Annotated in this window: 20 protein-coding genes; 12 read left to right on the top strand and 8 right to left on the bottom strand. The window is 65.2% G+C overall.

The window, feature by feature from the left end:
- Positions 1-2: 2 nt before the first annotated feature.
- From CEY08_RS22275 to CEY08_RS22240, 8 genes are read right to left on the bottom strand one after another with little or no spacing between them, the layout of a single operon-like run.
- Positions 3-647 carry an HD domain-containing protein gene (locus tag CEY08_RS22275; protein ID WP_076815007.1) on the bottom strand — a complete coding sequence of 215 codons (645 nt, stop codon included), beginning with the start codon at positions 645-647 and terminating at the stop codon, positions 3-5.
- Between the two features lie 58 nt (positions 648-705).
- Entirely contained in the window at positions 706-1,866 is a 1,161-nt protein-coding gene (locus CEY08_RS22270) for an acyl-CoA dehydrogenase family protein (protein ID WP_042794680.1), read from the bottom strand.
- Positions 1,867-1,883: 17 nt separating this feature from the next.
- Complete coding sequence (locus CEY08_RS22265; protein WP_076815006.1) at positions 1,884-2,279, bottom strand: MaoC family dehydratase; 396 nt, start codon at positions 2,277-2,279, stop codon at positions 1,884-1,886.
- A 9-nt stretch (positions 2,280-2,288) separates the two neighbouring features.
- Positions 2,289-2,684 (bottom strand): hypothetical protein, encoded by a 396-nt coding sequence (locus CEY08_RS22260; protein ID WP_076815004.1) that lies wholly within the window; start codon positions 2,682-2,684, stop codon positions 2,289-2,291.
- Positions 2,681-3,082 carry a Zn-ribbon domain-containing OB-fold protein gene (locus tag CEY08_RS22255; protein ID WP_076815002.1) on the bottom strand — a complete coding sequence of 134 codons (402 nt, stop codon included), beginning with the start codon at positions 3,080-3,082 and terminating at the stop codon, positions 2,681-2,683. The genes CEY08_RS22260 and CEY08_RS22255 overlap by 4 nt, the downstream gene beginning before the upstream one ends.
- A 1-nt stretch (position 3,083) precedes the next feature.
- Positions 3,084-4,235 (bottom strand): thiolase family protein, encoded by a 1,152-nt coding sequence (locus CEY08_RS22250; RefSeq protein WP_076815000.1) that lies wholly within the window; start codon positions 4,233-4,235, stop codon positions 3,084-3,086.
- The gene (locus CEY08_RS22245; protein ID WP_076814998.1) at positions 4,232-5,041 is read right to left on the bottom strand and encodes an enoyl-CoA hydratase/isomerase family protein; all 810 of its coding nucleotides are present in this window, start codon (positions 5,039-5,041) and stop codon (positions 4,232-4,234) included. The genes CEY08_RS22250 and CEY08_RS22245 overlap by 4 nt, the downstream gene beginning before the upstream one ends.
- A complete protein-coding gene (locus CEY08_RS22240; protein ID WP_042794673.1) occupies positions 5,038-6,186 on the bottom strand; it encodes an acyl-CoA dehydrogenase family protein in 1,149 nt (382 codons plus the stop codon). Before CEY08_RS22240 ends, CEY08_RS22245 begins: the two co-directional genes overlap by 4 nt.
- Before the next feature lie 230 nt (positions 6,187-6,416).
- Here CEY08_RS22240 and CEY08_RS22235 point away from each other — a divergent pair, with 230 nt between their 5' ends.
- The 12 genes from CEY08_RS22235 to CEY08_RS22180 all read left to right on the top strand — a co-directional run bounded on the left by CEY08_RS22235 (position 6,417) and on the right by CEY08_RS22180 (position 21,423).
- Entirely contained in the window at positions 6,417-7,418 is a 1,002-nt protein-coding gene (locus CEY08_RS22235; RefSeq protein ID WP_076814996.1) for a tripartite tricarboxylate transporter substrate binding protein, read from the top strand.
- 13 nt (positions 7,419-7,431) lie between these two features.
- A complete protein-coding gene (locus CEY08_RS22230; RefSeq protein WP_088607805.1) occupies positions 7,432-9,561 on the top strand; it encodes an acetate--CoA ligase family protein in 2,130 nt (709 codons plus the stop codon).
- Positions 9,558-10,334, top strand: coding sequence for an enoyl-CoA hydratase/isomerase family protein (locus CEY08_RS22225; protein ID WP_076814992.1), 777 nt, complete (start codon positions 9,558-9,560; stop codon positions 10,332-10,334). The genes CEY08_RS22230 and CEY08_RS22225 overlap by 4 nt, the downstream gene beginning before the upstream one ends.
- An 83-nt stretch (positions 10,335-10,417) precedes the next feature.
- The gene (locus CEY08_RS22220) at positions 10,418-11,191 is read left to right on the top strand and encodes an IclR family transcriptional regulator (protein WP_042794672.1); all 774 of its coding nucleotides are present in this window, start codon (positions 10,418-10,420) and stop codon (positions 11,189-11,191) included.
- 227 nt (positions 11,192-11,418) lie between these two features.
- On the top strand, positions 11,419-11,892 hold the full coding sequence (locus CEY08_RS22215; RefSeq protein ID WP_076814990.1) for a (2Fe-2S)-binding protein: 474 nt from the start codon (positions 11,419-11,421) through the stop codon (positions 11,890-11,892).
- Positions 11,889-14,180, top strand: coding sequence for a xanthine dehydrogenase family protein molybdopterin-binding subunit (locus tag CEY08_RS22210; protein WP_076814988.1), 2,292 nt, complete (start codon positions 11,889-11,891; stop codon positions 14,178-14,180). The genes CEY08_RS22215 and CEY08_RS22210 overlap by 4 nt, the downstream gene beginning before the upstream one ends.
- A gap of 511 nt (positions 14,181-14,691) precedes the next feature.
- Entirely contained in the window at positions 14,692-15,663 is a 972-nt protein-coding gene (locus tag CEY08_RS22205; RefSeq protein ID WP_082900613.1) for a thiamine pyrophosphate-dependent dehydrogenase E1 component subunit alpha, read from the top strand.
- 1 nt (position 15,664) lies between these two features.
- Positions 15,665-16,639 (top strand): alpha-ketoacid dehydrogenase subunit beta, encoded by a 975-nt coding sequence (locus CEY08_RS22200; protein WP_063643031.1) that lies wholly within the window; start codon positions 15,665-15,667, stop codon positions 16,637-16,639.
- A 14-nt stretch (positions 16,640-16,653) separates the two neighbouring features.
- Positions 16,654-17,439: an enoyl-CoA hydratase/isomerase family protein gene (locus CEY08_RS22195; protein WP_042794668.1), complete on the top strand. Its 786-nt coding sequence runs from the start codon at positions 16,654-16,656 to the stop codon at positions 17,437-17,439.
- 3 nt (positions 17,440-17,442) lie between these two features.
- Positions 17,443-18,675, top strand: a complete 1,233-nt coding sequence (locus CEY08_RS22190; RefSeq protein WP_076814986.1) for a dihydrolipoamide acetyltransferase family protein — start codon at positions 17,443-17,445, stop codon at positions 18,673-18,675.
- A 5-nt stretch (positions 18,676-18,680) separates the two neighbouring features.
- Entirely contained in the window at positions 18,681-19,856 is a 1,176-nt protein-coding gene (locus CEY08_RS22185) for an acyl-CoA dehydrogenase family protein (RefSeq protein ID WP_042794667.1), read from the top strand.
- A 73-nt stretch (positions 19,857-19,929) separates the two neighbouring features.
- The gene (locus tag CEY08_RS22180) at positions 19,930-21,423 is read left to right on the top strand and encodes a long-chain-fatty-acid--CoA ligase (protein WP_076814984.1); all 1,494 of its coding nucleotides are present in this window, start codon (positions 19,930-19,932) and stop codon (positions 21,421-21,423) included.
- Positions 21,424-21,450: the final 27 nt, after the last annotated feature.

Here is a 21,450-nt window from a genome sequence, read left to right as displayed (position 1 = left end):
TCTTACGCTGACCAGTCCGCTACGAACTCGTCCCGGAACCGCCGTATCCAGTCCATCCGGGACCGCGCCATCACGCGCCCGCCTTCGGTCTGCATCGAACCGGCGATGCGGGCGAGCTTCAATTCGATGTGGTCCAGCGCATAGGCGCTGTCGTCCAGTTCCCGCTGCCGTCCTAGCGGATCGGATGGATGGGCCAGCGCGCGTCCCAATTGCCCGCCGACGTGGAACATGCGAGCCAGTCCCACGGGGCCAAGCGCGTCCAGGCGGTCGGCGTCCTGCACGATGCGGGCCTCGATCGACCGGGGCGGTATGTTGGCGGAGTAACTGTGGGCTTCGATGGCGTGACGCACGCCATCGAGCTTGGCGGATGGAAAGCCGATGGCCTGGAGCGCATGCGCCGCCTGGCTGGCGGCCAGCGTCGAGGCACGCGCCCGGTCGGGGTGGTCCTTGGGCAGGTTGACGAGATCGTGCAGGTAGCTGGCGGCCATGACGATCATGGCGTCGGCTTCGGGATGGTGGGCCAGCATGCCGCTGGCCGCCTTCCATACGCGTTCCAGATGGCTCAGGTCATGAGCGCCATCGCCGGTGTCGGCCGCCGTGGCGATCTGTATGAGCTGGAGCCGCAGGGCTGCCAGATCGACGCGCATGTTCTTCACTCCCGACAGTTTTTCAGCTAGCGGAGAGTTTACACAGCGCGCGATGGGGCTACGCCCGCTTGCCGGGATGTATGCCCATGGTCTTGGCGATGACCTCCAGCATGATCTCGTTGGCGCCGCCGCCGATGGCCGTCTGGCGCAGGTCGCGGTAGGCGCGCGAGATCCAGTTCTCGTTCATGACTCCCTGGCCGCCCCAGAATTGCAGGCATTCGTTGGGGATCTTCATGGACAGCTTGCCGGCGTAGTACTTCGCCATCGACGCCAATTGGGCGATGTCCTGGCCGTCCATGTATTGTTCGATGGCCCGGTACAGCAGCGAACGCAGGGCCTGGATCTCGGTCTGCATTTCCGCCAGCTTGTGGTAGACGACCTGGTTGGACAGGATAGTGCCGCCGAATACCTGCCTTTGGCCTGCGTATTCGATGGTCTCTTCGATGGCGCGTTCCATCGACCGCATGCTGCGCGCCGCGACGAACATGCGCTCTTCCTGGAACTGCTCCATCTGGTAGATAAAGCCCATGTTTTCTTCGCCGATGCGGTTGCTTGCCGGCACGCGCACGTCGTCGAAGAACAGCTCGGCGGTATCGGAAGCGCGCAGGACCAGTTTGTCGAGCTTGCGCGAGACGCTGACGCCAGGCGATTTCAGCGGCACGATGATGAGCGACTTGTTCTTGTGCGGGCCGCCTTCCTGCGAGGTATTGCAAAGCAGGCAGATCCAGTCGCCTTGCACCCCATTGGTGATCCACATCTTCGAGCCGTTGATGATGTAGTCATCGCCGTCGCGGCGTGCCCAGGTCTTGATCTGCGATACGTCCGAACCCGCCGAGGCTTCGCTCACGCCTATGCAGCCGACCAGGTCTCCCGCGATGGTGGGCGCCAGGTATTCGCGCTTGAGGGCGTCGCTGCCATGGTGAGCCAAGGCCGGGGTGCACATGGTGCTTTGTACGCCGATGGCCGAGGTCAGTCCGCTGGAGCGGACTTCGCCCAGGGTCTCGGCGAAGACCATTTCATAGCTGAAGTCCAGTTCCATGCCGCCGTACTCCGCCGCCTTGCCTATGCCCAGCAGCCCCGCAGCGCCCAGGGCTTTCATGACGCGGTGAGCGGGAAACATCTGCTCGGCCTCCCATTCGTCCAGGTAGGGGTCGATATGTTCGGCGATGATGCGGCGGGTGGTCCGTTCGAGTTCGCGATGTTCGTGAGTGAAGTGCATGGCGGTTCCGGGTGGGTTCAGTGGGTTACCGGGGGGCTGCCCGCATTGGCGAGCGTTACCTCGCCGGCAATCAGCGTGGTGCCGGCGGCGTCTCTTACCCATACCTCGTAGCGCCCCGGAACATCCGCCAGGAGGGTGCCGCCGGCGGTAATCACGCCGCCGGCATACAGAGGCTTGAGAAAGCGGATGTCCAGGTCGAAGCGCTCCAATGCCGTGGCGCCGACGGTGCGCGCCAGCGATTGCCAGATCAGATTGACGGAGAGCGTGCCGTGGGCAATGGTGCCGCCCATGGGCGTGGCGGCGGCGAACTCCGGGTCCACATGCAGAGGGTTGAAGTCATTGGTCAGCTCGGCGTAGAGATCGATTTCCGCCTGCGTGACCGACATGGAGACTTCTTCAAGAGTAGGCGTCATTGGCGTGTCCTAGGCGGCCCAGATGAGGTTCATGCGGCCGGTATAGAGGGGACGTCCCTCGGCGCCTTCGCCGGCGACTTCCAGCTGGAGGTAGCGGCGTTCGCCCCGCATTTCCTTGCTCACGCAGCGTACCGTGGAGCGAACGCGTTCACCGGAACGCGGTAGGCCGTGGACCGAAAGCGCCTGCCGCGCATGGATGTTGCCCGGCGGGCGCGGTGTGACCACGTTGAGGTAGGCACGCATCATCAGGGCGACGGCCAGGCCGGCCTGCCGGGCGGGCGCGTCCTGCGCCTGCGCGCCGAACAAGCGTTCCCAAAGCGCCAGCAACCCGGGTTCCAGCGGTTCTTCCCAGTGGCCCAGCACACGGTCGGGCGTGAAACTGTCATAGGTGTACAGCGCGGTCATGGCTCCTCCGGTTCCGCGATCGGCAGCAGGTAATCACCGCGGGGCTCGAATCCGATCCGCACCCGTTGGCCTATGGTGAGCGGCGCGTTGGCGCCGCCGCGTGTATTGACCATCAGTCGAAACCCTTCGTCCAGGTCGACCAATGCAATCACATAGGGCGTTTCGGCCTTGAAGGCGGGTGTCGGGGCACGATGCACCGTGGTGTGGCTGAGCACGGTGCCCAGCCCGGCGGAATCGTTCCATGCCAGATGCGGGCCGTGGCATTGGGGGCAGACGCTGCGCGGTATGCGCGGTACCGCGCCGCAATCCGAGCAGGTCTGATAGCGCAGTTTGCCGTGGCGGCAGCCCTCCCAGAAGGGCAGGCTTTCCGCGGTGGGGCGTATGGAGGGTTTTTCCATGTCAGGCGGCTCCCAGGACGAGTGAGCAATGGGCGGACAGGATGCCGCCGTCTCCGTGCACGAAAGCCAGCCTGGCGCCATCCACCTGCCGTACGTCCGCCTGGCCGCGCAGTTGATGGACCGCTTCCACCGCGTGGAACATGCCGCCCGCCGCGCCAGAGTGGCCATACGACAGCAGGCCGCCGTGCGTGTTGCACGGCAGGGCGCCGCCCAGGCCGAGCGCGCCTTGCAGGGCCGCCGGACCGGCTTCGCCGCGGGCGAAGAACCCGATGGATTCCAGCTCCACCAGCAGCGTGATGGTGAAAGAGTCGTAGATGAGCGCGACGTCGATGTCGGCGGGCATCAAGCCTGCCGCCGCGAAGGCTTGCGCGGAGGATGCTTTGCAGCCGAAGTCGACCAGGCTGGGCGCGGCCACGATATGTTCATGCGTGTGGCCCTGGCCGGCCCCAAGAATCTCCACGGCGGGGCGGCTGCGGTCGCCTGCGGGACGGCGGCTGATCACAAGCGCCGCGCCTCCGTCCGAAACCAGGCAGCAGTCGAGCATGCGCAGCGGCGAACTGATGACGCGTGAGTTCAGGACATCGTCGATGGAGATCGGCTCGCGCTTGTGCGCCTTGGGATGCCGCCCGGCGTGGCGCCGGTGCTCTACGGCGATGGCGGCCAACTGCTCGGATGTCACGCCGTAATCATGCATGTAGCGCTGCGCCACCAGCGCGTAGGAAGCAGGCACGCTGATGCCGAAGGGCCGCTCGAATTGCGGATGGCCGACTTCGGCCAGCGCTGCCACCGCGCCATCGCGCGACAGCCCGGTCAGGCGGTTGTCGCCCGCGACGACCAGTACGTGGCTGCATTGGCCGCTGGCCACCAGCGCCGCCGCCTGCATGACCATGATGCAGGCGCTGGCGCCGCCGGCCTGGATGGCCGCGCAGAACTTCGGGCTCAGCCCCGCGTACTCGCAGAACACCGAGGCCAGCATCAGGTGCGATTCAGTGAAGGAGTAGGCGCACAGCACGCCGTCGATGTCGCCGGCCTCCAGCCCCGCGTCGCGGATTGCGCCGAATGCCGCTTCCGCATGCAGGCCCATGCAGCTGGAGCCCGGTAGCTCGCCGACGCGCGTGTCGCACGCTCCGGTGATATAGGCGTTCATGCTCATGCGGCGCCGTCCTTGCCAGGTTTAGCGGACCAGTTGAACGCAAGCGGCTGCTTGTCCAGGAAGCGGCTCACTGCGTCGTCATGGTAGGCGGTGTGCAGCGCCAGCGCCTGCGCATGGGCTTCCAGTTCGGCCAGCGTGTTCTGGTCGAGGTTGAAAGAGCGGTTAAGGATGTTCTTGGACATGCCCAGCGCCTCGGTCGATGCCGCATGGAAGCGCGCGGCAAGCGCCAGGGCCTCCTCCAGCAGGGATGGCGCCGGAACGATGCGGTACAGGATGCCAAGCGCGCGCGCTTCTTCGGCGTCCACTTCACGCGCCGAGAACACCAGCTCCTTGGCGCGCTGCAGCCCGACGATGCGTGGCAGCAAGAAGAATCCCCCCAGGTCGGGCACCAGGCCGATGCGGCCGAATACCGCGCAAAAACGCGCCGCGGGCGTGCCGAGTATGAAATCGCAGGCCAGCGCCAGATTGAAGCCTGCGCCAAAGGCTGGCCCATCCACGGCGGCGATAACGGGCTTTTCCAGATTGACCAGTTCGTGGAACCAGGTGTGCAGCCTGCGTATGCGGTCCCGATCCTTGTAGACCGGCCGCTTGGCTTCGGACAGCGATTTCAGGTCGCCGCCCGCGCAGAACACGCCCTGGGCGCCGGTGATGACGACGGCCTTTACCGCGTCGTCGTCGCGCGCTTCGAGCACGGCCTCGGCCAGGCTCTGCCGCACCTCCAGGTCGAAGGCATTGCGCCGTTCGGGGCGGTTGAGGGTGATGATGAGCGTTGCGCCGCGGCGCTCGCGCAGGACGAAGTCGTTCATGGCTTGAACCCCAGGCTGTTGGCGATGATGTTCTTCTGGATTTCGCTGGTGCCCTCGCCGATGATGTAAACGAGCGCGTCGCGGTGGATGCGGCCCACGGGGTACTCGCGCATGATGCCGGCGCCGCCGAAGATGCGGATGGCCTGCTCGCTCACCGATACGGCGGTTTCGCTGGCCACCAGCTTGACGCGCGCCGCCGTGGCCGCGTCCAGCGTGCCCTGATCCACGCGCCAGGCGCCGTAATAGACCAGCCAGCGGGCGGCTTCGATCTGCGCCGACATTTCCGCGAGCTTGTGGCCGATGGCCTGGTACTGGCCGATGCGTTTGCCGGCCACCAGCCGGTCATTGGCATAGGCGGTGGCGGCGTCGAAGGCGGCGCGCGCCATGCCCAACGCATTGGCTGCCACGCCCACACGGTTTTCGCTCAGGGATTCCAGGATCAGCGGATAAGTGCCTTCGATCTCTCCCAACAGGCAATCGTCCGGAACGAATGCGTTGTCGATGTGGATCAAGGCCGTTTCCGAGGCGCGTATCCCTTCCTTCTTGAGCTTGGCGATCTCGAATCCCGGGTTGGGCAGTTCGACAATGAACAGGCTGATCGATTCCGGACGGAGTTCCGCGCTGGTCCGCGCGGCTACCAGCAGGAAATCGGCGAATGGGGCATTGGTGATGTACAGCTTGCTGCCATGCAGGCGCCAGCCGCCTTCGACACGTTCCGCGCGCGTCTTCATGGCGCGCACGTTGGAGCCTCCGTCGGGTTCGCTCAGGCCGAATCCCGCCACTTTCCGGCCGGCCAGCGCGGGCGCGAGAAAGCGGGCTTTCTGCGCGGGCGTGCCGGCTTTCCAGATGGGCCAGATGCCCAGGTGGGTATGCGCCGACCAGGTCGAGGCGAACGCCTGGGACAGATAGCTCAGCTCTTCGCGCACGATGCAATCGCTGATCTTGTCCAGGCCGCTGCCGCCATCGGCTTCCGGATAGCGTACGCCCAGCAAGCCGAGTTCTCCCCAGCGTTCAAAGATGTGCTTGGGGAAGGACTCCTGTTCTTCGGCCTCGAATACCAGGGGGGCGAGTTCTTCCTGGCAAAGCCGCCGTACGGTGTCGCGCACGGCCTCATGCTCATTGGAGAAGGCAAAGCTCAAGCTCACGGATATGCTCCTTTTGTCTCAGCTGGCGACGCCCGTTCCGGGTCTGTTCCAGACGGCAGATTATTCTTTATAGAGAAAAATATTCTCATTAAAAAATATAATAGCGAGCGTTCATTGATGCGTCAATCATCGGACCGTAAGGGGTTTTGTTCTTGACAAGCCGGAAGGGCACTCCTAGACTTTATTCGCTATAAAGATAAATATTCGCTATACAGAATAAAGGAGACAACATGAAGACCGGAGTACCCCTGCTTCAATCCTCATTCTCATCGCGGGTGGCCAGTGCGGCGGTGGCCGCCTTTATGGCTTTGGGCAGCGCGCCGGCACACGCCGATCCTGCCTATCCCTCCAAACCGATCGAGGTGATCGTGGCCTCGTCCGCCGGCGGCATCCTGGACACCATCGCGCGCACCGCGGCACACGGGATCGAACGCCTGGGCCAGCCCGCGGTGGTCAAAAACCTGCCGGGCGGCGGCGGCACCATCGGCACGCAGGCGGTGGCGCGCGCGCCGGGCGACGGCTACACCCTGGGGGCTGTGGCCACCAGCCATGCCATCAACCCCAGCATGTATGCCAAGCTGCAGTACGACACGGCGCGCGGCTTCAGCAACATTACACAGATGGTGGAACTGACCAACTTCCTGGTCGCCAATCCGGCGGTTCCCGCGTCCAATCTCAAAGAATTCATCGCGCTGGCGAAGTCCAAGCCAAGCACCCTGACCTATGGGTCTGCCGGCGTCGGCCAATCCAATCATCTATCCGGCGAATTGCTGCAGCAGGCGGCAGGCATCAAGCTGGTGCACGTGCCATACCGGGGCAGCGCGCAGGCGCTGACGGACTTGCTCGGTGGGTCGTTGTCGGTGATGTTCGTGGACGCGCTGTCGGCGGAACCCTATGTAAAGTCGGGGAAACTGAAGCTGATCGCGGTCACCGGGCTGGAGCGGTCGCCGGCCTATCCGGACTATCCCACGCTGAATGAATCGGGCCTGCCGGGATTCAATGGCAACACCTGGCTGGGCCTGGTTGCGCCGGCCGGGGTACCCAAGGCCATCGTCGACAAGTTGCAGGGGGCGGTGCGCGCGGAGTTCGAGGATCCCGCCGTGCGCAAGCGCTTGCTGGGGCAGGGCGTGATCCCGGTTGCATCGTCGCCGCAGAACTTCAGCGAGTTCCTGGACGGCGAAATGAAACGCTGGTCCCAGGTCATCAAAACGGCAGGCATCGATGCGAACTGAAATGGTGGATGAGATGAATAGCGCGGGTAGCGCGGTGAGCGCGCCGTCCTTGGCGCCGGAGGGGGCCGCGCGCGCGGCGGCGGTGCTGGAGGCGCGCAGCGTGGCCATCGTGGGTGCTTCGGCGGACCCGGGCAAGATCGCGGGTCGTCCCCTGGCCTACATGCTGTCGCGCGGCTTCGTCGGCAAGCTGTTCCCGGTCAATCCGACGCGTGAGCAGGTGCAAGGCCTCAAGAGCTATGCCTCGCTGGCCGCGATCGGAGAGCCGGTGGATCTGGCGATCGTCGGCACGCCGGCGGGCTCGGTCGAAGACGTGATCCGCGAAGGCGCGGCCGCGGGCGTCAAGGCGTTCGTGGTGTTCTCGTCGGGCTTTTCCGAAACGGGCGAGGAGGGCGCCGCGCTGCAGCGCCGGCTGGGTGAGCTTGCGCGCGCTGAAGGCGTCACGATACTGGGGCCCAACTGTCTGGGCGTGGCCAACAGTGCCACCGGACTCATTGCTTCCTTTACCACCGCGCTGGAAGAAACGCCGATCCGGCAGGGCGGTTTTGCTTTCGTCAGCCAAAGCGGCGCGCTGGGCGCCTACTGGATGGACATCTGCCTGCGGTCGGGCCTGGGGTTCAGCAAATGGATCACCACCGGCAACGAATGCGATATGGATGCCGCCTCGGCCATCGCATATCTGGCGGACGATCCCCAAACGCGGGTCATCGGACTCTACGTCGAGGACATCCGGGATGCCGAGGCGTTTCGGCGGGCCCTGCTGCGCGCGGCGGCGGCAGGCAAGCCGGTCATCGCTATCAAGGCCGGCCGCTCGCGGGCGGGCGCGGCGGCGGCGGCCTCCCACACTGGCGCGTTGGCCGGCGACGACACGCTCTATGACGCCTGCCTGCGCCAGCAGGGCGCGCTGCGGGTGGATTCGCTGGGCCAGATGATGGACGTGGCCCGGCTGTTCCTGTTCGATAGCGTGCCGCAAGGCCCGCGGCTTGCCGTCATGTCCGTGTCGGGAGGGGCGGGGGTACTGATCGCCGACGAGGCAGAACGCTGGGAGCTGGAGCTGCCGGCGCTGGCACCGCAGACGGCGGATGCGCTCAAGCCGGTGCTGCCTTCCTTTGTCAAGGCGGCCAACCCGCTGGACCTGACCGGCAACGTGGTGCAGGACACGGCCAGCATCTCGCGGGCGCTGGAGGCCGTGGCGCGTGACCCGGGCAACGACGCCATCGTGCTCTTCGTGGGCTTGATGCACAGCATCGCCACGGCGTTCACCGATGCGATCGCCCAGGCGCGCCAGCGGACCCACCGCCCCATCGTCGTCATCTGGATCGGCGCCACGGAAGAGTCGGTGGCCGTGTTGGAGCAGGCGCGCATTCCGGTTTTTCGCGACATCCCGCCGGCGGTCGCGGCCCTGGGGGGCGCGGTGCGCCTGAACGGCCTGCGCCTTGCGGCGCTGACGGCGCCGCCGCTGCCGAAGCGCGGGCGAGCCCCCGCGGCGGCAACGAAGACCGCATTCCTGGCGGAATGGGATAGCAAGAAGCTGTTGCGCGAACTCGGCATCGCCGGCATTCCCGACGGGGTGCTGGTGGAGGGTGAACTGTCCGGGGGCCTGCCAGCGTCCTTGTCCTATCCGGTCGTCGCGAAACTGCAAGCCGATGACGTGCTGCACAAGAGCGACATCGGCGGCGTGGTGCTCGGCATTGCGGACGACGCGCAGTTGCACGCTGCGCTCAAGCACCTGCGTGGCATCGTTCGCGACCGCGGCATCGTTGCAAAGGGCGTCCTGCTGGAATCCATGCAGCGCTTCGACCACGAGTTGCTGCTGGGGCTGCGCCGCGACGGCAGGTTTGGCCCCACGCTGACGCTGGGCCGCGGCGGGGTGGAAGTAGAGCTGGATCCCGACGTGGTCAGCCGCCTGCTGCCATTGGATGCGCCACGCATCCGGGAAATGATCGAAGGCCTGCGTTTCGCCAGGCTGATGCAAGGCTTCCGCGGTCGCGACGCGGTGGATCTGTCTGGCCTGGCGCAACAGATCGCCAGCTTGTGCGACGCCTTCCTGGCGCGGCCCGATCTGGCGGAAATCGAGATCAATCCCTTGGCTGTGGGCAAGGGACGGGCGTGGGTGCTCGATGCCGTGGTCAGCAGGTTCCTATGACGGCCCCCTCGTCCTATGTGCTGGTCGACGACGAGGGCGGCGTTCGCACGCTTACCTTGAACCGCTCGGCCAAGGCCAACGCGCTGAATGCGGACATGCTCTCGGTCCTGCGGCGCGCGATCGACAGCGCGCCGCAGGACGGCATTGGCCTGATCGTGCTGCGCAGCGCATCGCCGTCCTTGTTCTGCGCCGGCGGCGACATCGAGGAATTCGTCCGCAGCGCGGCGCTGCTGGAAGCGCAGGGCGTAGGGTTGCGGGAATTGATGGCGGCCATGGCGCGCTGTCCGGCGGTCATCCTGGCGATTGCCCAGGGCAGGGCGGCGGGGGCCGGCGTCATCCTGCTGGCCATGACCGATATCGTCATCGCCGGGACTGACCTGGCGCTTGCCTGCCCGGAGATCGCCTTCAACATGTATCCCGTCATGGTCCAGGCGGCGTTGGAAACGAAGATCAGCGCCGCGCGGGCCCGGCAGCTATGCCTCAGCGGCCAGGTGCTGAACGCCGAGCCGGCCCGTGAACTGGGTTTGGTGACCGATGTGTTGCCCGTGGCGGACTTCGAGCGGCTGTCCGCTGACCGCCTGGAGTTCTACCTCGCGCGCAGGGAAGCCCTGGCCATCGCCCGCAAAGCGCGCTTGCTGCTGGAGCCCCCCGATCCCGTCCTTGGGCGTCTCCAAGCGCTCGAACCACTTATGCACGAGAACTTCAGCAGGCCCGGCGTGCAGGAGTCCATACGTGCCTACCTTGATGGCATGCGCGCCCGGCGTGCGGGCTGAAACGCCGGCCGGGTTTGTGCCAGTTGGGGCTCTATGCCACAATTTTTGCTCTTTTCTATCCAGAGAATTTCTCTGTCTTCAGAATGACGACCGAACAACCGGAAAAACTCGTGGGCGCTCTCGTGGGCGGGTTGCGCGTCCTGCGCTACCTGAGCGCTGCCCCCTCGGGCGTGGGGGTCACCCGGGTGGCGCGTGACCTCCAACTCAATTCCAGCACTTGCTACAACTTTCTCAAGACGCTGGTGTACGAAGGGCTGGTGTCGTTCGACGAAGCCACCAAAACCTATTCCATTGCGCTGGGCATGGTCGAACTCGCCAAGGGCGTGCTGGAGCAGGGGTCCTACGTGCGGCTGATCCATCCGCATCTGCGCGACATCGCGCGCGGACACGGTGTTACCGCGACGCTCTGGCAGCGTACGTCGAACGAACGTGTAGTGCTGGTGGATCGCGCCGATACCGATAGCTCCGTGCGGGTGCACATGAGCGTGGGCCAGCGCTTGCCGATGTATATCGCGGCGTTGGGCCGCTGCATGGCGGCTCATTCCGGGCTGGATGACAAGGAATTGCGCCAGCGTTTCGACAACCTGCGATGGGACGACAAGCCGCCTTTCCAGGACTATCTGGAAGGTGTGCGCGAGGCTCGCGAAAAGGGCTACGCGGTGGATGCCGGCAATTATGTGAAAGGCGTAAGCACCGTCTCTGCCGCGGTGCTCGACGAATTCGGCAAACCCGCCATGGCCGTCAGCGCGGTCGGCTTCAGCGCGCAGTTCTCGGGCGATGCCCTGGAGCGCCTGGGCGCCGATCTGCGCGACCGCGCCGCCCTGATCACGCGAGCCTTGTCCGGCGGCCGCGCCTGACTTCCCGCCACTCATGTGCCGCCGCCCCTGTTGGTGAAGTTCATGCAACAGGCCAGGAACCGAAACCTGCGTAACGCGGCGGTTGCTGACCGCCCCCTTAATAGGCTTATTAGCGAAACTAATAAATTGGTTTGTAGATTCTGGGCGGAATTCCGATATAAATAGGTGCTTAACGCGTGTCTGAGGCAAGGCACGGCCCTTCCTGCCCCTATCCCAAGGATTCCGCTATGACCCAGATCCAAATCAACGGCCAGGCAAAGAACGTCGACGTTCCGGGCGAAACGCCCTTGCTCTGGACCTTGAGAGATGAGCTCGGCATGACCGGCACCAAATTCGGATGCGGCATGGCGCTGTGCGGCGCCTGTACCGTGCACATGGACGGCGCGCCAATCCGTTCTTGCGTTACCCCCCTCTCAGCGGTGGCGGGCCACCATATCACCACGATCGAAGGGATGGAGGCCGATGCCGTCGGCCAGGCGGTGCAGCAAGCCTGGATCGAGCAGAATGTGGCTCAATGTGGCTACTGCCAGGCGGGCCAGATCATGACCGCGGTCAGCCTGCTCAAAGCCGCTCCCCAGCCTACGGATCAAGAGATCGAAGACGCCATGAGCGGCAATATCTGCCGCTGCGGCACCTACCCCCGCATTCGCGCCGCCATCCAGCAGGCGGCCAAGCGCCTGGCCCAGGGAGGCAAGCAATGATGCTCACCGCTCAACTTTCCCGGCGCGGGTTTTTGCAGGGCGGCCTGGGCGCGCTTACGCTGGCTATCACAGCGAAAGGACTCATCACGACAGTCTGGGCAGCGGAACCCGCCACCCAGAAGTATGGCGCCGACAGCATGCCCGGCGGCACTGTCGACGACCCGCTGGTTTTCGTCAGCATTGCCGCGGACGGCACCGTTACCATCGTTGCGCATCGCGCTGAAATGGGAACGGGAGTCCGCACCAGCCTGCCCATGGTGGTAGCCGACGAGATGGAAGCGCGCTGGGACCGCGTAAAGGTCATACAGGCGCAGGCCGATGAAGTGCGCTACGGCAACCAGAACGTGGATGGGTCGCGAAGTGTGCGCCACTTCCTGATGCCCATGCGGCGCGTCGGCGCGGCGGCCCGGCAGATGCTGGAGGCAGCGGCGGCGGCGCGGTGGTCCGTTCCGCTCGCCGAAGTCAAGGCGGTTCAGCATGAGGTGCTGCACCAGGCGTCTGGGCGCCGTCTGGCTTATGGCGAGCTTGCCGCCGACGCGGCCAGGCAGCCGGTTCCCACGGGAGACGCGCTCAAACTCAAGGATCGCAGTGAGTTCCGCTACATCGGGAAAGACCAGGTCCGGCTCGTGGACCTGGAAGCCATCGGGAAAGGCCAGGCCAGCTACGGCATGGATATGCGCCTGCCCGGCATGGTCTATGCCGTCGTGGCACGCCCGCCGGTCGTCGGGGGCAAGCTGCGTCGCTTCGACAGTGCTCGGGCGCTGGCCGTTCCTGGCGTGCTGAAGGTCGTGGAAATTCCCCCGATGCAAGGCGCGCCGGCATTCCAGCCTCTGGGCGGCGTCGCCGTCGTCGCGCGCAACACCTGGGCAGCCCGCCAGGGCCGCGACGCACTGGACATCGAATGGGACGACGGACCCAACGGCAGCTACGACTCGGTCGCCTATCACCAGGCGCTGGAATCGGCTGCGCGCAAACCCGGCAAGGCGATACGCAATCAAGGCGACGTGGCGCAAGTCTGGGCTAAGGCACCCGAAGCCGGGCGCCTGGCCGCGGAATACTACGTCCCGCACCTGGCCCATGCCTCGATGGAGCCGCCGGTGGCAACCGTCCAGATCAAAGGCGGCAACGCCGAAGTCTGGACCTCTATTCAAAACCCCGTCGCGGCGCGAGATGCGGTAGCGGCCCGACTGAAGCTGGACCCTGCCAAGGTCAAGGTGAATGTCCTGCTGCTGGGAGGAGGGTTTGGCCGCAAGTCCAAGCCCGACTTCGTGGACGAGGCCGCTATTGTTGCGCAGGCCATGCCGGAAGGCACGCCGGTCAAGCTGGTGTGGACGCGTGAAGACGACATTCACCATGACTATCTGCACACCGTGTCGGTCGAGCGCCTGGAGGCAGTCCTGGACACAAGCGGACAAGTCCAATCGTGGCTGCACCGCAGCGCCGCTCCCACCATCGCCTCTCTCTTCTCCGAGGGAGCCAAGGGCCAGCAGATGTTCGAGTCGGCAATGTCGGCCATCAACATGCCGTACCGCATTCCGCACGTCCGGGTGGAAACAGCCGAAGTAGAAGCCCATGCCCGCATCGGATGGTTCCGCTCGGTCGCCAACATCCCCCATGCCTTCGCGGCGCAATGCTTCATTGCCGAACTGGCCGAGCGCGCGGGCAAGGACCCCAAGGATTTCGCGCTTGACCTTATCGGTCCGGCGCGTCGAATCGATCCGGGCACCTTGGCCGATACCTGGAATTACTCGGAATCGCCAGAACGCTACCCTTACGACACGGGCCGCCTGCGCGGCGTGATCGAAGCGGCCTGCAAAGGAGCTGAATGGGGCCGGACATTGCCCAAGGGCCATGGCCTGGGCTTGGCATTCTGTTATAGCTTCATGAGTTACACCGCCACCGTAGTCGAGGTGGCCGTAGATGAGAAGGGCGAGGTACGCGTCGTTGCCGTGGACATGGCGATGGACTGCGGCCCGCAGATCAACCCCGAACGCATACGCGCGCAAATGGAAGGCGGCGCCGTCATGGGCCTGAGCCTTGCGCTCACCAGCGAAATCACCTTCGAGAAAGGCCGCGTGAAGCAAAGCAATTTCCACGACTACGAAGTGCTGCGCCACAATGCGTCGCCGCGCGTGATCCGGACGCATCTGGTCAACGACGACCACACTCTGCCCCCTGGCGGCGTGGGAGAACCGCCGGTTCCGCCCGTAGCGCCTGCGCTATGTAATGCCATATTTGCTGCCACCGGAAAGCGGATTCGCAATCTGCCCGTGCGCAGAGTCGCCTGACACCACGCGCGGGGAACCGCCCACTGTCATCGGTTTGGCCGCTGGCCGCTGGCCGGTGCAGCGCTTCAACCCGCCCGGCGGCAGGATTCAAATAGTCGTGGCGCCTGGCGGCGGCTTGGGCGCGGCTCCCGCGCGCCCAAGCCATGCTCCCCCAGGGCTGAGATCCTTGCGGTGAAGAACGGCGTTGCTCCGCCGGCCGCGATCTCTGTCGAGCTGGCAAAGCGCCTGCTGACAACCGCTGTCGCCATGATGCATGGCATGGCCGCGCCCAGTCGCTGCTACCGAACAGTCCTCCGGCCTCGCAGCCGCGTGCACGAAAACCTTGTGCACGCTTAGGCGGTTGCGCCGTTTCTCCCACCCTGAAAAACCTGATTGACGTTCACGAGAACCTTTGCTTATGATTCATCTAACCGTCCGGTTAGTAAATTAACTGACCGGTAACTTATAAATGGCACAGCGGCCGCAGACAGGCCGCGTCGAATCAGAGAGCGGTTGTTACGAGGAGGCAATGGTGGCTAGCGCCAACAAAGAGCAGTTGCTGGACGCGTATCGGCGCATGTTGCGCATCCGATTGGCGGAGCTTCGGCTCGGACGCCTGTTCGCGGATGGGGAGGTGCCCGGTTTCATACACCTGAGCATCGGCCAGGAGGCCGTGGCGGCTGCGATGGGCATGGTGCTGCGGCCGGACGACACCGTGGCTTCGACCCATCGCGGCCATGGCCACGCCCTGGCCAAAGGGATCGATATCGAGGATTTCTTCCTGGAACTGATGGCGCGCGAGGAAGGCATCTGCAAAGGACGCGGCGGTTCCATGCACGTGGCCAATCTGTCGATCGGTATGCTGGGCGCCAATGCCATTGTCGGCGCCAGCATACCGATAGCCCTGGGCAGCGCGTTGGCCCATCAGGTCCGGAAGAAGGACTGCGTGGCCGTGGCCTTCTTTGGCGATGGCGCGATGGCCGAGGGCGTACTGCACGAAAGCCTCAACCTCGCCGCGCTATGGCGCCTGCCGCTGCTGTTCCTGTGTGAAAACAATGGCTGGGCCGAGTTCTCCCCGACGCACAAGCAGTTCGTGGCACCCCTGGACAAACTGTCGGCTGCCTTTTCCATACCCCACGAGAAAATCGACGGCAACGACGTGCTGCGGGTGACGGATGCCGCGAGTGCGGCCGTCGCGAGCATACGGGCTGGCGAGGGGCCGAGGGTGCTGGAATGCATGACTCATCGTTGGCGCGGCCATTACGAAGGCGACCCCCAGAAGTACCGCCCCACGGAAGAGATCGAGGGCTTGGGCGAGCATGACCCGGTAGCGCGTTTCGAAGCGGTGCTGGAGAAGAAAGGGGTGGCCAAGGCGTTGCGCGAACAGGCTTTCGAGGAGGTCCAGGCGCAGGTTGAACGCGCGGTCGAGCGCGCGCGGCTGGGCCGACCGCCGGTCTGGCAAGCGGCCCGCAATGATGTCTACACCACTACCGAGGCGAACTGAGATGGCCGAATTGCGTTTTGCCCATGCCATCAACCGCGCGTTGGCCGAGTGCATGGAAGAAGATTCCACGGTGTTCCTGTTCGGCGAAGATATCGCCGAGGCCGGCGGCCCGTTCGGCGTGACGCGCGGATTGCATGCACGGTTCGGTCCGGACCGCATCCGCGATACGCCGATCTCCGAAGCCGCCATGGCCAATGCCGCCGTGGGGGCGGCCCTGTCAGGGCTGCGGCCGGTGCTGGAGATCATGTTCATGGACTTCATGACCCTGACCATGGATGCCTTGGTCAACCAGGCGGCCAAGGCCCGCTTCATGTTCGGCGGCCAGGCCAGCGTGCCCATGGTGGTGCGCACGCCGCATGGCGGCGGCATCAGCGCCGGGCCGCAGCATTCCCAATGCCTGGAAGCCTGGTTTGCCCATGTTCCGGGCCTGAAAGTCGTGTGCCCCAGCAATCCTGCCGATGCCTACGGCCTGCTGAAGTCGGCGATCCGCGACCCGGACCCCGTCGTGTTCGTGGAGAACAAGGCGTTGTACGCCCTGAAGGGCGAGGTGGCCGACGATGCGGGACCGATACCGCTCGGCCAGGCGCGCGTGGCGCGCCAGGGCCGTGACCTGACCGTCGTGAGCTACGGCGCCGCCGTGCACAAGGCGTTGCGCGCGGCGCAGGCGCTTGCTGGCGACGGCATCGAAGCCGAGGTGCTGGACCTGCGCTGTATCCAACCCTGGGACGAGCAGGCAGTGCTGGATTCGCTCAAACGCACCCATCGCCTGCTCATCGTGCACGAGGCCGTGGAGGCATTCGGCGTCGGCGCCGAGATCGCGGCGCGCATGGCCGACATCGGGTTCGATGAACTCGACGCGCCCATCGCGCGTGTCGCTGCGCCGTTTGTTCCCGTGCCATTCGCGCCGTCGCTCGAAACGCAATACCAGCCCCAAGAAGCCGATGTCATCGCCGCGGCGCGCAAGCTCTGCGCCTGATACCAGGAGACAGCATGAACGAACCCAGCATTCTTACCGACGTCCGCAACCGCGTCGGCATCATCACGATCAACCGTCCCAAAGTGCACAACGCGTTGGACATCCCCACGCTGATCGAACTGGAACGGGCATTCGCCTCCCTGGAAGCCAGTGACGAGTGCCGGGTCATCGTCATCACCGGAGCGGGGGAAAAGTCTTTCGTGGCCGGCGGCGATCTGGCCGACTTGAACTCCCGCCAGGGTCTGGCGCACTACCAGGAGTTCGCCGAAGACATCCACCGCGTGTTCCGGCGCATCGAAGTCAGCGACAAACCCACGATCGCCGCGGTCAATGGCTGGGCACTGGGCGGCGGCACTGAATTGCTGTTGGCCATGGACCTGCGGATCCTGGCTGACAGCGCAATGATCGCGCTGACCGAGATCAATCTCGGCCTCTTCCCCGGCGCGGGCGGCACGCAGCGCATTATCCGACAGGTTGCTCCCTGCCTGGCCAAGGAGCTCATGTTCACCGGGGGGCGCATCAGCGCCGACGAAGCGGTGCGCATCGGCCTGGCCAACCGGGCGGTGCCGAAAGACCAGCTCATGGCGCAGGCCTTGGCGCTGGCGGAACAGATCGCAGGCAAGTCGCCGTTGGTCCTCAAGCTGCTCAAGCGCACGCTGCGCGATGGCGCCGACATGCCGCTGGCCAATGCACTTGCGCACGAGCAGGCCATGATCGGCCTGGTGCTGGACACGCGCGACGCCCATGAAGGCATCGGCGCGTTTCTTGAAAAGCGCGACGCGCGCTTTGCGGGGCAATAGCCCATGGGCGCGCTGAACGACCTGCTCATGCCCAAGCTCGGCCTGACCATGACCGAGGGCATGCTGATCGAATGGAGCGTGGCCGCCGGCGACGAGGTCAAGGCCGGCGACCCGCTATTCGTCGTGGAAACCGACAAGGTCGCCAACGAAATCTCGGCAGAGGCGGATGGCCTGATCGGCGAGATCCTGGTGCAGGCTGGCGAAACGGTGCCTGTCGGTTCCGTGGTTGCGCGATGGACGGGGCCTGGGCAGAGAGCGGACCTGGAATCCAACGTGATGGCCGAACACGAGACGGCCAGCGCGCCCGTCCAGTCAGGAACGACACTCGCGGAGCCGGCATCGCGGGGCAGCCGTATCGTCGCGACGCCGCTGGCACGCCGCCTTGCGCGCGAACTGGAAGTGGATCTGGCAAGCGTGGGCGGCACCGGCCCCGGCGGGCGCATCAAGGCCGCGGACGTGCGGCATGCCGGAGAGCTGGCGCTGGCGGCCCAGCGCACGGACGCGGCCAAACCTGCCAAGCCAGCAGCCCCCGCGCAGGACGCCGGGCGGCGTGTCGCCGCCAGCGGGCTCGTGCAATCCATGGCCCGGCGCATGACGCAGGCCAAGCAGGTGCCTCATTTCTACCTGGCGGCCGAGGCCGAAGTCAGCGAATTGCTTGCCCTGCGCCGCCGGCTGAATGCCCAGTCCGACGCGCCCAGGCTCACACTGAATCACTTCGTCATCGCCGCCGTAGCGAGGGCGCTGGTTGCGCTGCCGGCGCAGAACCGAATCTGGAACGACGACCACATCGTGCAGTTCCAGGATATCGACGTCGGCGTGGCGGTCACCACCGAGCGGGGGCTGATGGCGCCCGTGCTGCACGGTTTGGACGGAGCGACGCTGGACGGCATCGCGCGGCAGTCGGATGCCTTGCTGGAGCGCGTGCGCTCGGGCAATGCCACGCGCGACGACATGAGCGGCGGAGCCATTTCGATCTCCAATGCCGGCATGTTCAACGTTACGTACATGACGCCCATCATCAATCCGCCGCAGTCGGCGATCCTGGGCGTGGGCAGTATCCGCGAGATTTTCCGGCCCGACGCACAAGGCGCGCCGACGTTGCGGCGCGAAATGGGCCTGGTGCTGGCGGCGGATCACCGTCTGCATGATGGCGCCAGCGCGCTGAAATTCCTCAATTGCGTCATCGAGTTGCTGCAGGACCCATACCGGCTGCTGCGCACCCATATCCAAGGATAGATCACATGGACTTTTCGCTTTCGGACGAGCAGAAGCTGATCGTCGAGACCGCGCGCCGCATCGGTGAAACGTATGGCGTGGACTATTGGTACGAACAGGACCGCAAGAACGCCTTCCCGCAGGAGTGCTGGCAGGCAATCTGCGAGGCCGGCCTGGCGGGCGCGGCCCTGCCCGAGGAGCATGGCGGGTCGGGCTTGGGCATGGTGGAACTGGCGCTGATCGTAGAGGAGCTTTCCGCCGGCGGCGGTGGCTCGACGCTGGGCCAGCTGTTCATGATCAACCCGATTTTCGGCGGTGTGCCGATCTCCAGGTTCGGCAGCGAACAGATGAAGCGGGACCTGCTGCCGGGGCTGACCAGCGGCAAGATCAATTTCTGCATGGCGCTGACCGAACCCGACGCCGGCACCAACACCTTGGCGATGAAGAGTTTCGCCGCCGCGCAGCCTGATGGCAGCTGGCGGTTGGACGGACGCAAGATCTGGATCACCGCGGTGGACGCCGCGCAGAAGATGCTGGTAGTGGCGCGCACCGCAAAACCCGTTGAAGGGGCGCGGCCCACCGATGGGATCTCCATGTTCATGGTGGACGTCGAGCGCGAGGGCCTGACCTACTCGGCCATCGAAAAGGTGGGCACGCAGACCCTGAGCGCGTGCTCGGTGTTTTTCGATAACGTGCGCATTGAACCGCACGAGCTGGTGGGCACGCTGGACAAGGGCTTTCGCGAGTTGCTGGACGTGCTCAACACCGAACGCATTGTGACCACGGCCAGCCTGGTCGGCGCCGGCCGCCTGGCCGAGCGTCTGGCGGTGCAATATGCGAATGATCGCAAGGTATTCGGCGGCAAGCCGATAAGCGCGTACCAGGGCCTGCAGTTTCCGTTGGCGCAATCGCACGCGGAGCTGCAGTGCGCCCGTCTCATGAACTTGAACGCAGCGTGGCTGTGCGATCAGGGCTTGCCCTATGGCACGGAGGCGAACGTTGCCAAGCTGATAGGATCGCAAGCCGCCAGCCATGCCATCGAGCGCAGCATGCAGACCATGGGTGGCATGGGATACGCGCGCGAATTCCATGTCGAGCGCCTCTGGCGCGATGCGCGGCTGTTCAAGTTTGCGCCGGTGTCGGAAGAAATGATCCTGAACTACATCGCCATACACGATCTCGGCATGCCGAAATCCTACTGAAGCGCCAGAATCGAGTAGCGGGACCGGCCCAGGCCGCAACCCGCGCCGAGCCGCCATCCAAGGGAGACCTTCCATGTTCAATCTGAGTGCAGCCATCGCCTATCACGCCCGGCGCGCACCCGACCGCGCAGCCATCGTCTACCGCGATGAGGCGATCAGCTATGCCGATTTCCATGAGCGCATTCGCCAGGCGGCGGCAATGCTCCAGTCGCATGGCATCGGCCGCAATGACGTGGTGGCCTTGTTCATGAAGAACAGCGCTGCATTCCTGGAACTGGCGTTCGCGGCCAGTTACCTGGGCGCGGTGTTCCTGCCGATCAACTATCGGCTGGCGGCGCCAGAGGCCGGCTACATTCTTGCCGACGCACGCGCCAAGCTGTTGTTCGTGGACGAGGAGTTCGCGGAGGTAGCCGCGCTGGAGGTTCCCAAGGTGGTGCTCGGCACGGAGGCGCAGGCCGATTCTCGCCGCCTTGGCGGACAGGGATTGGCCGTTCCGGAGCAAGCCGCCACGGCGCAGGACGACCTGGTACGGCTGATGTATACCTCCGGCACCACCTCGCGGCCTAAGGGCGTGATGCACACCTACGGCAACATCCACTGGAAGTCGATCGACCATGTGATCGCGCTGGGCCTGACGCATCAAGAGCGCTTGCTGGTGGTGGGCCCGCTGTATCACGTCGGAGCGTTCGACTTGCCCGGCATCGCGGTGCTGTGGGTGGGCGGCACCTTGTGCGTACACCGGGAATTCGATCCGGAAGCGGTGCTGGCCTCCATCGAACGGCACCGCCTCACCTGCGGCTGGATGGCGCCCGTCATGCTCAGCCGCGTGCTGGCCGTGCCGAACCCCGAACGGTACTCCCTGGACAGCTTCGGTTGGTGCATTGCGGGCGGCGAGAAGACTCCCGAATCGCGCATACGTGATTTCACGCGCGTGTTCACCCGGGGCCGCTTCATCGACGGCTTCGGCATGACGGAGACCTGCAGCGGCGACACGCTTATGGAGCCAGGCCGCGAGATCGAGAAGATCGGCTCTACCGGGCGCGCGCTGCCGCACGTCGAGATCCGCATTGCCGACGACCAAGGCCGCTGGCTGCCCGCCGGCCAGAAGGGCGAGATCTGCGTGCGCGGGCCAAAGGTGACCAAGGGCTACTGGAACGCGCCCGAGAAAACCGCCGAAGCCTTCTTCGGCGACTGGTTGCGCAGCGGCGACGTCGGCTATCTGGATGACGAAGGATTCCTGTTCGTCACCGATCGGACCAAGGACATGATCCTGACCGGCGCGGAAAACGTGGCTTCCAGCGAAGTCGAAGCAGTGCTCTACGAAATGCCCCAGATCGCCGAGGCCGCGGTCATCGGCGTGCAGGACGAAACATGGGGCGAACGCATCACGGCCGTGGTGGTGCTCAATCCCGGGCAGACGCTGACATTGGAAGAGCTGGCCAGCCACTGCCGCAAGCGCGTGGCCAATTTCAAGGTGCCGCGCGAACTGAAAGTGGTGGAGGAACTACCGCGCAATCCATCCGGCAAGGTCCTCAAGCGGGTATTGCGGGACCGCTACAACGCCTGATGCAGCAGCAACCGGACAGCACAAGAA

It is taken from the genome of Achromobacter insolitus (genome assembly GCF_002209555.1).
In the GTDB taxonomy this organism is placed as follows: domain Bacteria; phylum Pseudomonadota; class Gammaproteobacteria; order Burkholderiales; family Burkholderiaceae_B; genus Achromobacter; species Achromobacter insolitus.
The sequence above is the reverse complement of the archived record's forward strand: the minus strand, read 5'-3'. Positions and strand labels throughout refer to the sequence as shown.

What these genes read in the sequence shown, in the direction of transcription:
- CEY08_RS22190 (WP_076814986.1), top strand. Translation starts at nt 17,443, where the DNA reads ATGGGCGCGCTGAACGACCTGCTCATGCCCAAGCTCGGCCTGACCATG.
- CEY08_RS22250 (WP_076815000.1), bottom strand. Translation starts at nt 4,235, where the DNA reads ATGAGCATGAACGCCTATATCACCGGAGCGTGCGACACGCGCGTCGGC.
- CEY08_RS22200 (WP_063643031.1), top strand. Translation starts at nt 15,665, where the DNA reads ATGGCCGAATTGCGTTTTGCCCATGCCATCAACCGCGCGTTGGCCGAG.
- CEY08_RS22260 (WP_076815004.1), bottom strand. Translation starts at nt 2,684, where the DNA reads ATGACCGCGCTGTACACCTATGACAGTTTCACGCCCGACCGTGTGCTG.
- CEY08_RS22235 (WP_076814996.1), top strand. Translation starts at nt 6,417, where the DNA reads ATGAAGACCGGAGTACCCCTGCTTCAATCCTCATTCTCATCGCGGGTG.
- CEY08_RS22210 (WP_076814988.1), top strand. Translation starts at nt 11,889, where the DNA reads ATGATGCTCACCGCTCAACTTTCCCGGCGCGGGTTTTTGCAGGGCGGC.
- CEY08_RS22195 (WP_042794668.1), top strand. Translation starts at nt 16,654, where the DNA reads ATGAACGAACCCAGCATTCTTACCGACGTCCGCAACCGCGTCGGCATC.
- CEY08_RS22255 (WP_076815002.1), bottom strand. Translation starts at nt 3,082, where the DNA reads ATGGAAAAACCCTCCATACGCCCCACCGCGGAAAGCCTGCCCTTCTGG.
- CEY08_RS22265 (WP_076815006.1), bottom strand. Translation starts at nt 2,279, where the DNA reads ATGACGCCTACTCTTGAAGAAGTCTCCATGTCGGTCACGCAGGCGGAA.
- CEY08_RS22270 (WP_042794680.1), bottom strand. Translation starts at nt 1,866, where the DNA reads ATGCACTTCACTCACGAACATCGCGAACTCGAACGGACCACCCGCCGC.
- CEY08_RS22180 (WP_076814984.1), top strand. Translation starts at nt 19,930, where the DNA reads ATGTTCAATCTGAGTGCAGCCATCGCCTATCACGCCCGGCGCGCACCC.
- CEY08_RS22275 (WP_076815007.1), bottom strand. Translation starts at nt 647, where the DNA reads ATGCGCGTCGATCTGGCAGCCCTGCGGCTCCAGCTCATACAGATCGCC.
- CEY08_RS22185 (WP_042794667.1), top strand. Translation starts at nt 18,681, where the DNA reads ATGGACTTTTCGCTTTCGGACGAGCAGAAGCTGATCGTCGAGACCGCG.
- CEY08_RS22215 (WP_076814990.1), top strand. Translation starts at nt 11,419, where the DNA reads ATGACCCAGATCCAAATCAACGGCCAGGCAAAGAACGTCGACGTTCCG.
- CEY08_RS22220 (WP_042794672.1), top strand. Translation starts at nt 10,418, where the DNA reads ATGACGACCGAACAACCGGAAAAACTCGTGGGCGCTCTCGTGGGCGGG.
- CEY08_RS22230 (WP_088607805.1), top strand. Translation starts at nt 7,432, where the DNA reads ATGAATAGCGCGGGTAGCGCGGTGAGCGCGCCGTCCTTGGCGCCGGAG.
- CEY08_RS22225 (WP_076814992.1), top strand. Translation starts at nt 9,558, where the DNA reads ATGACGGCCCCCTCGTCCTATGTGCTGGTCGACGACGAGGGCGGCGTT.
- CEY08_RS22245 (WP_076814998.1), bottom strand. Translation starts at nt 5,041, where the DNA reads ATGAACGACTTCGTCCTGCGCGAGCGCCGCGGCGCAACGCTCATCATC.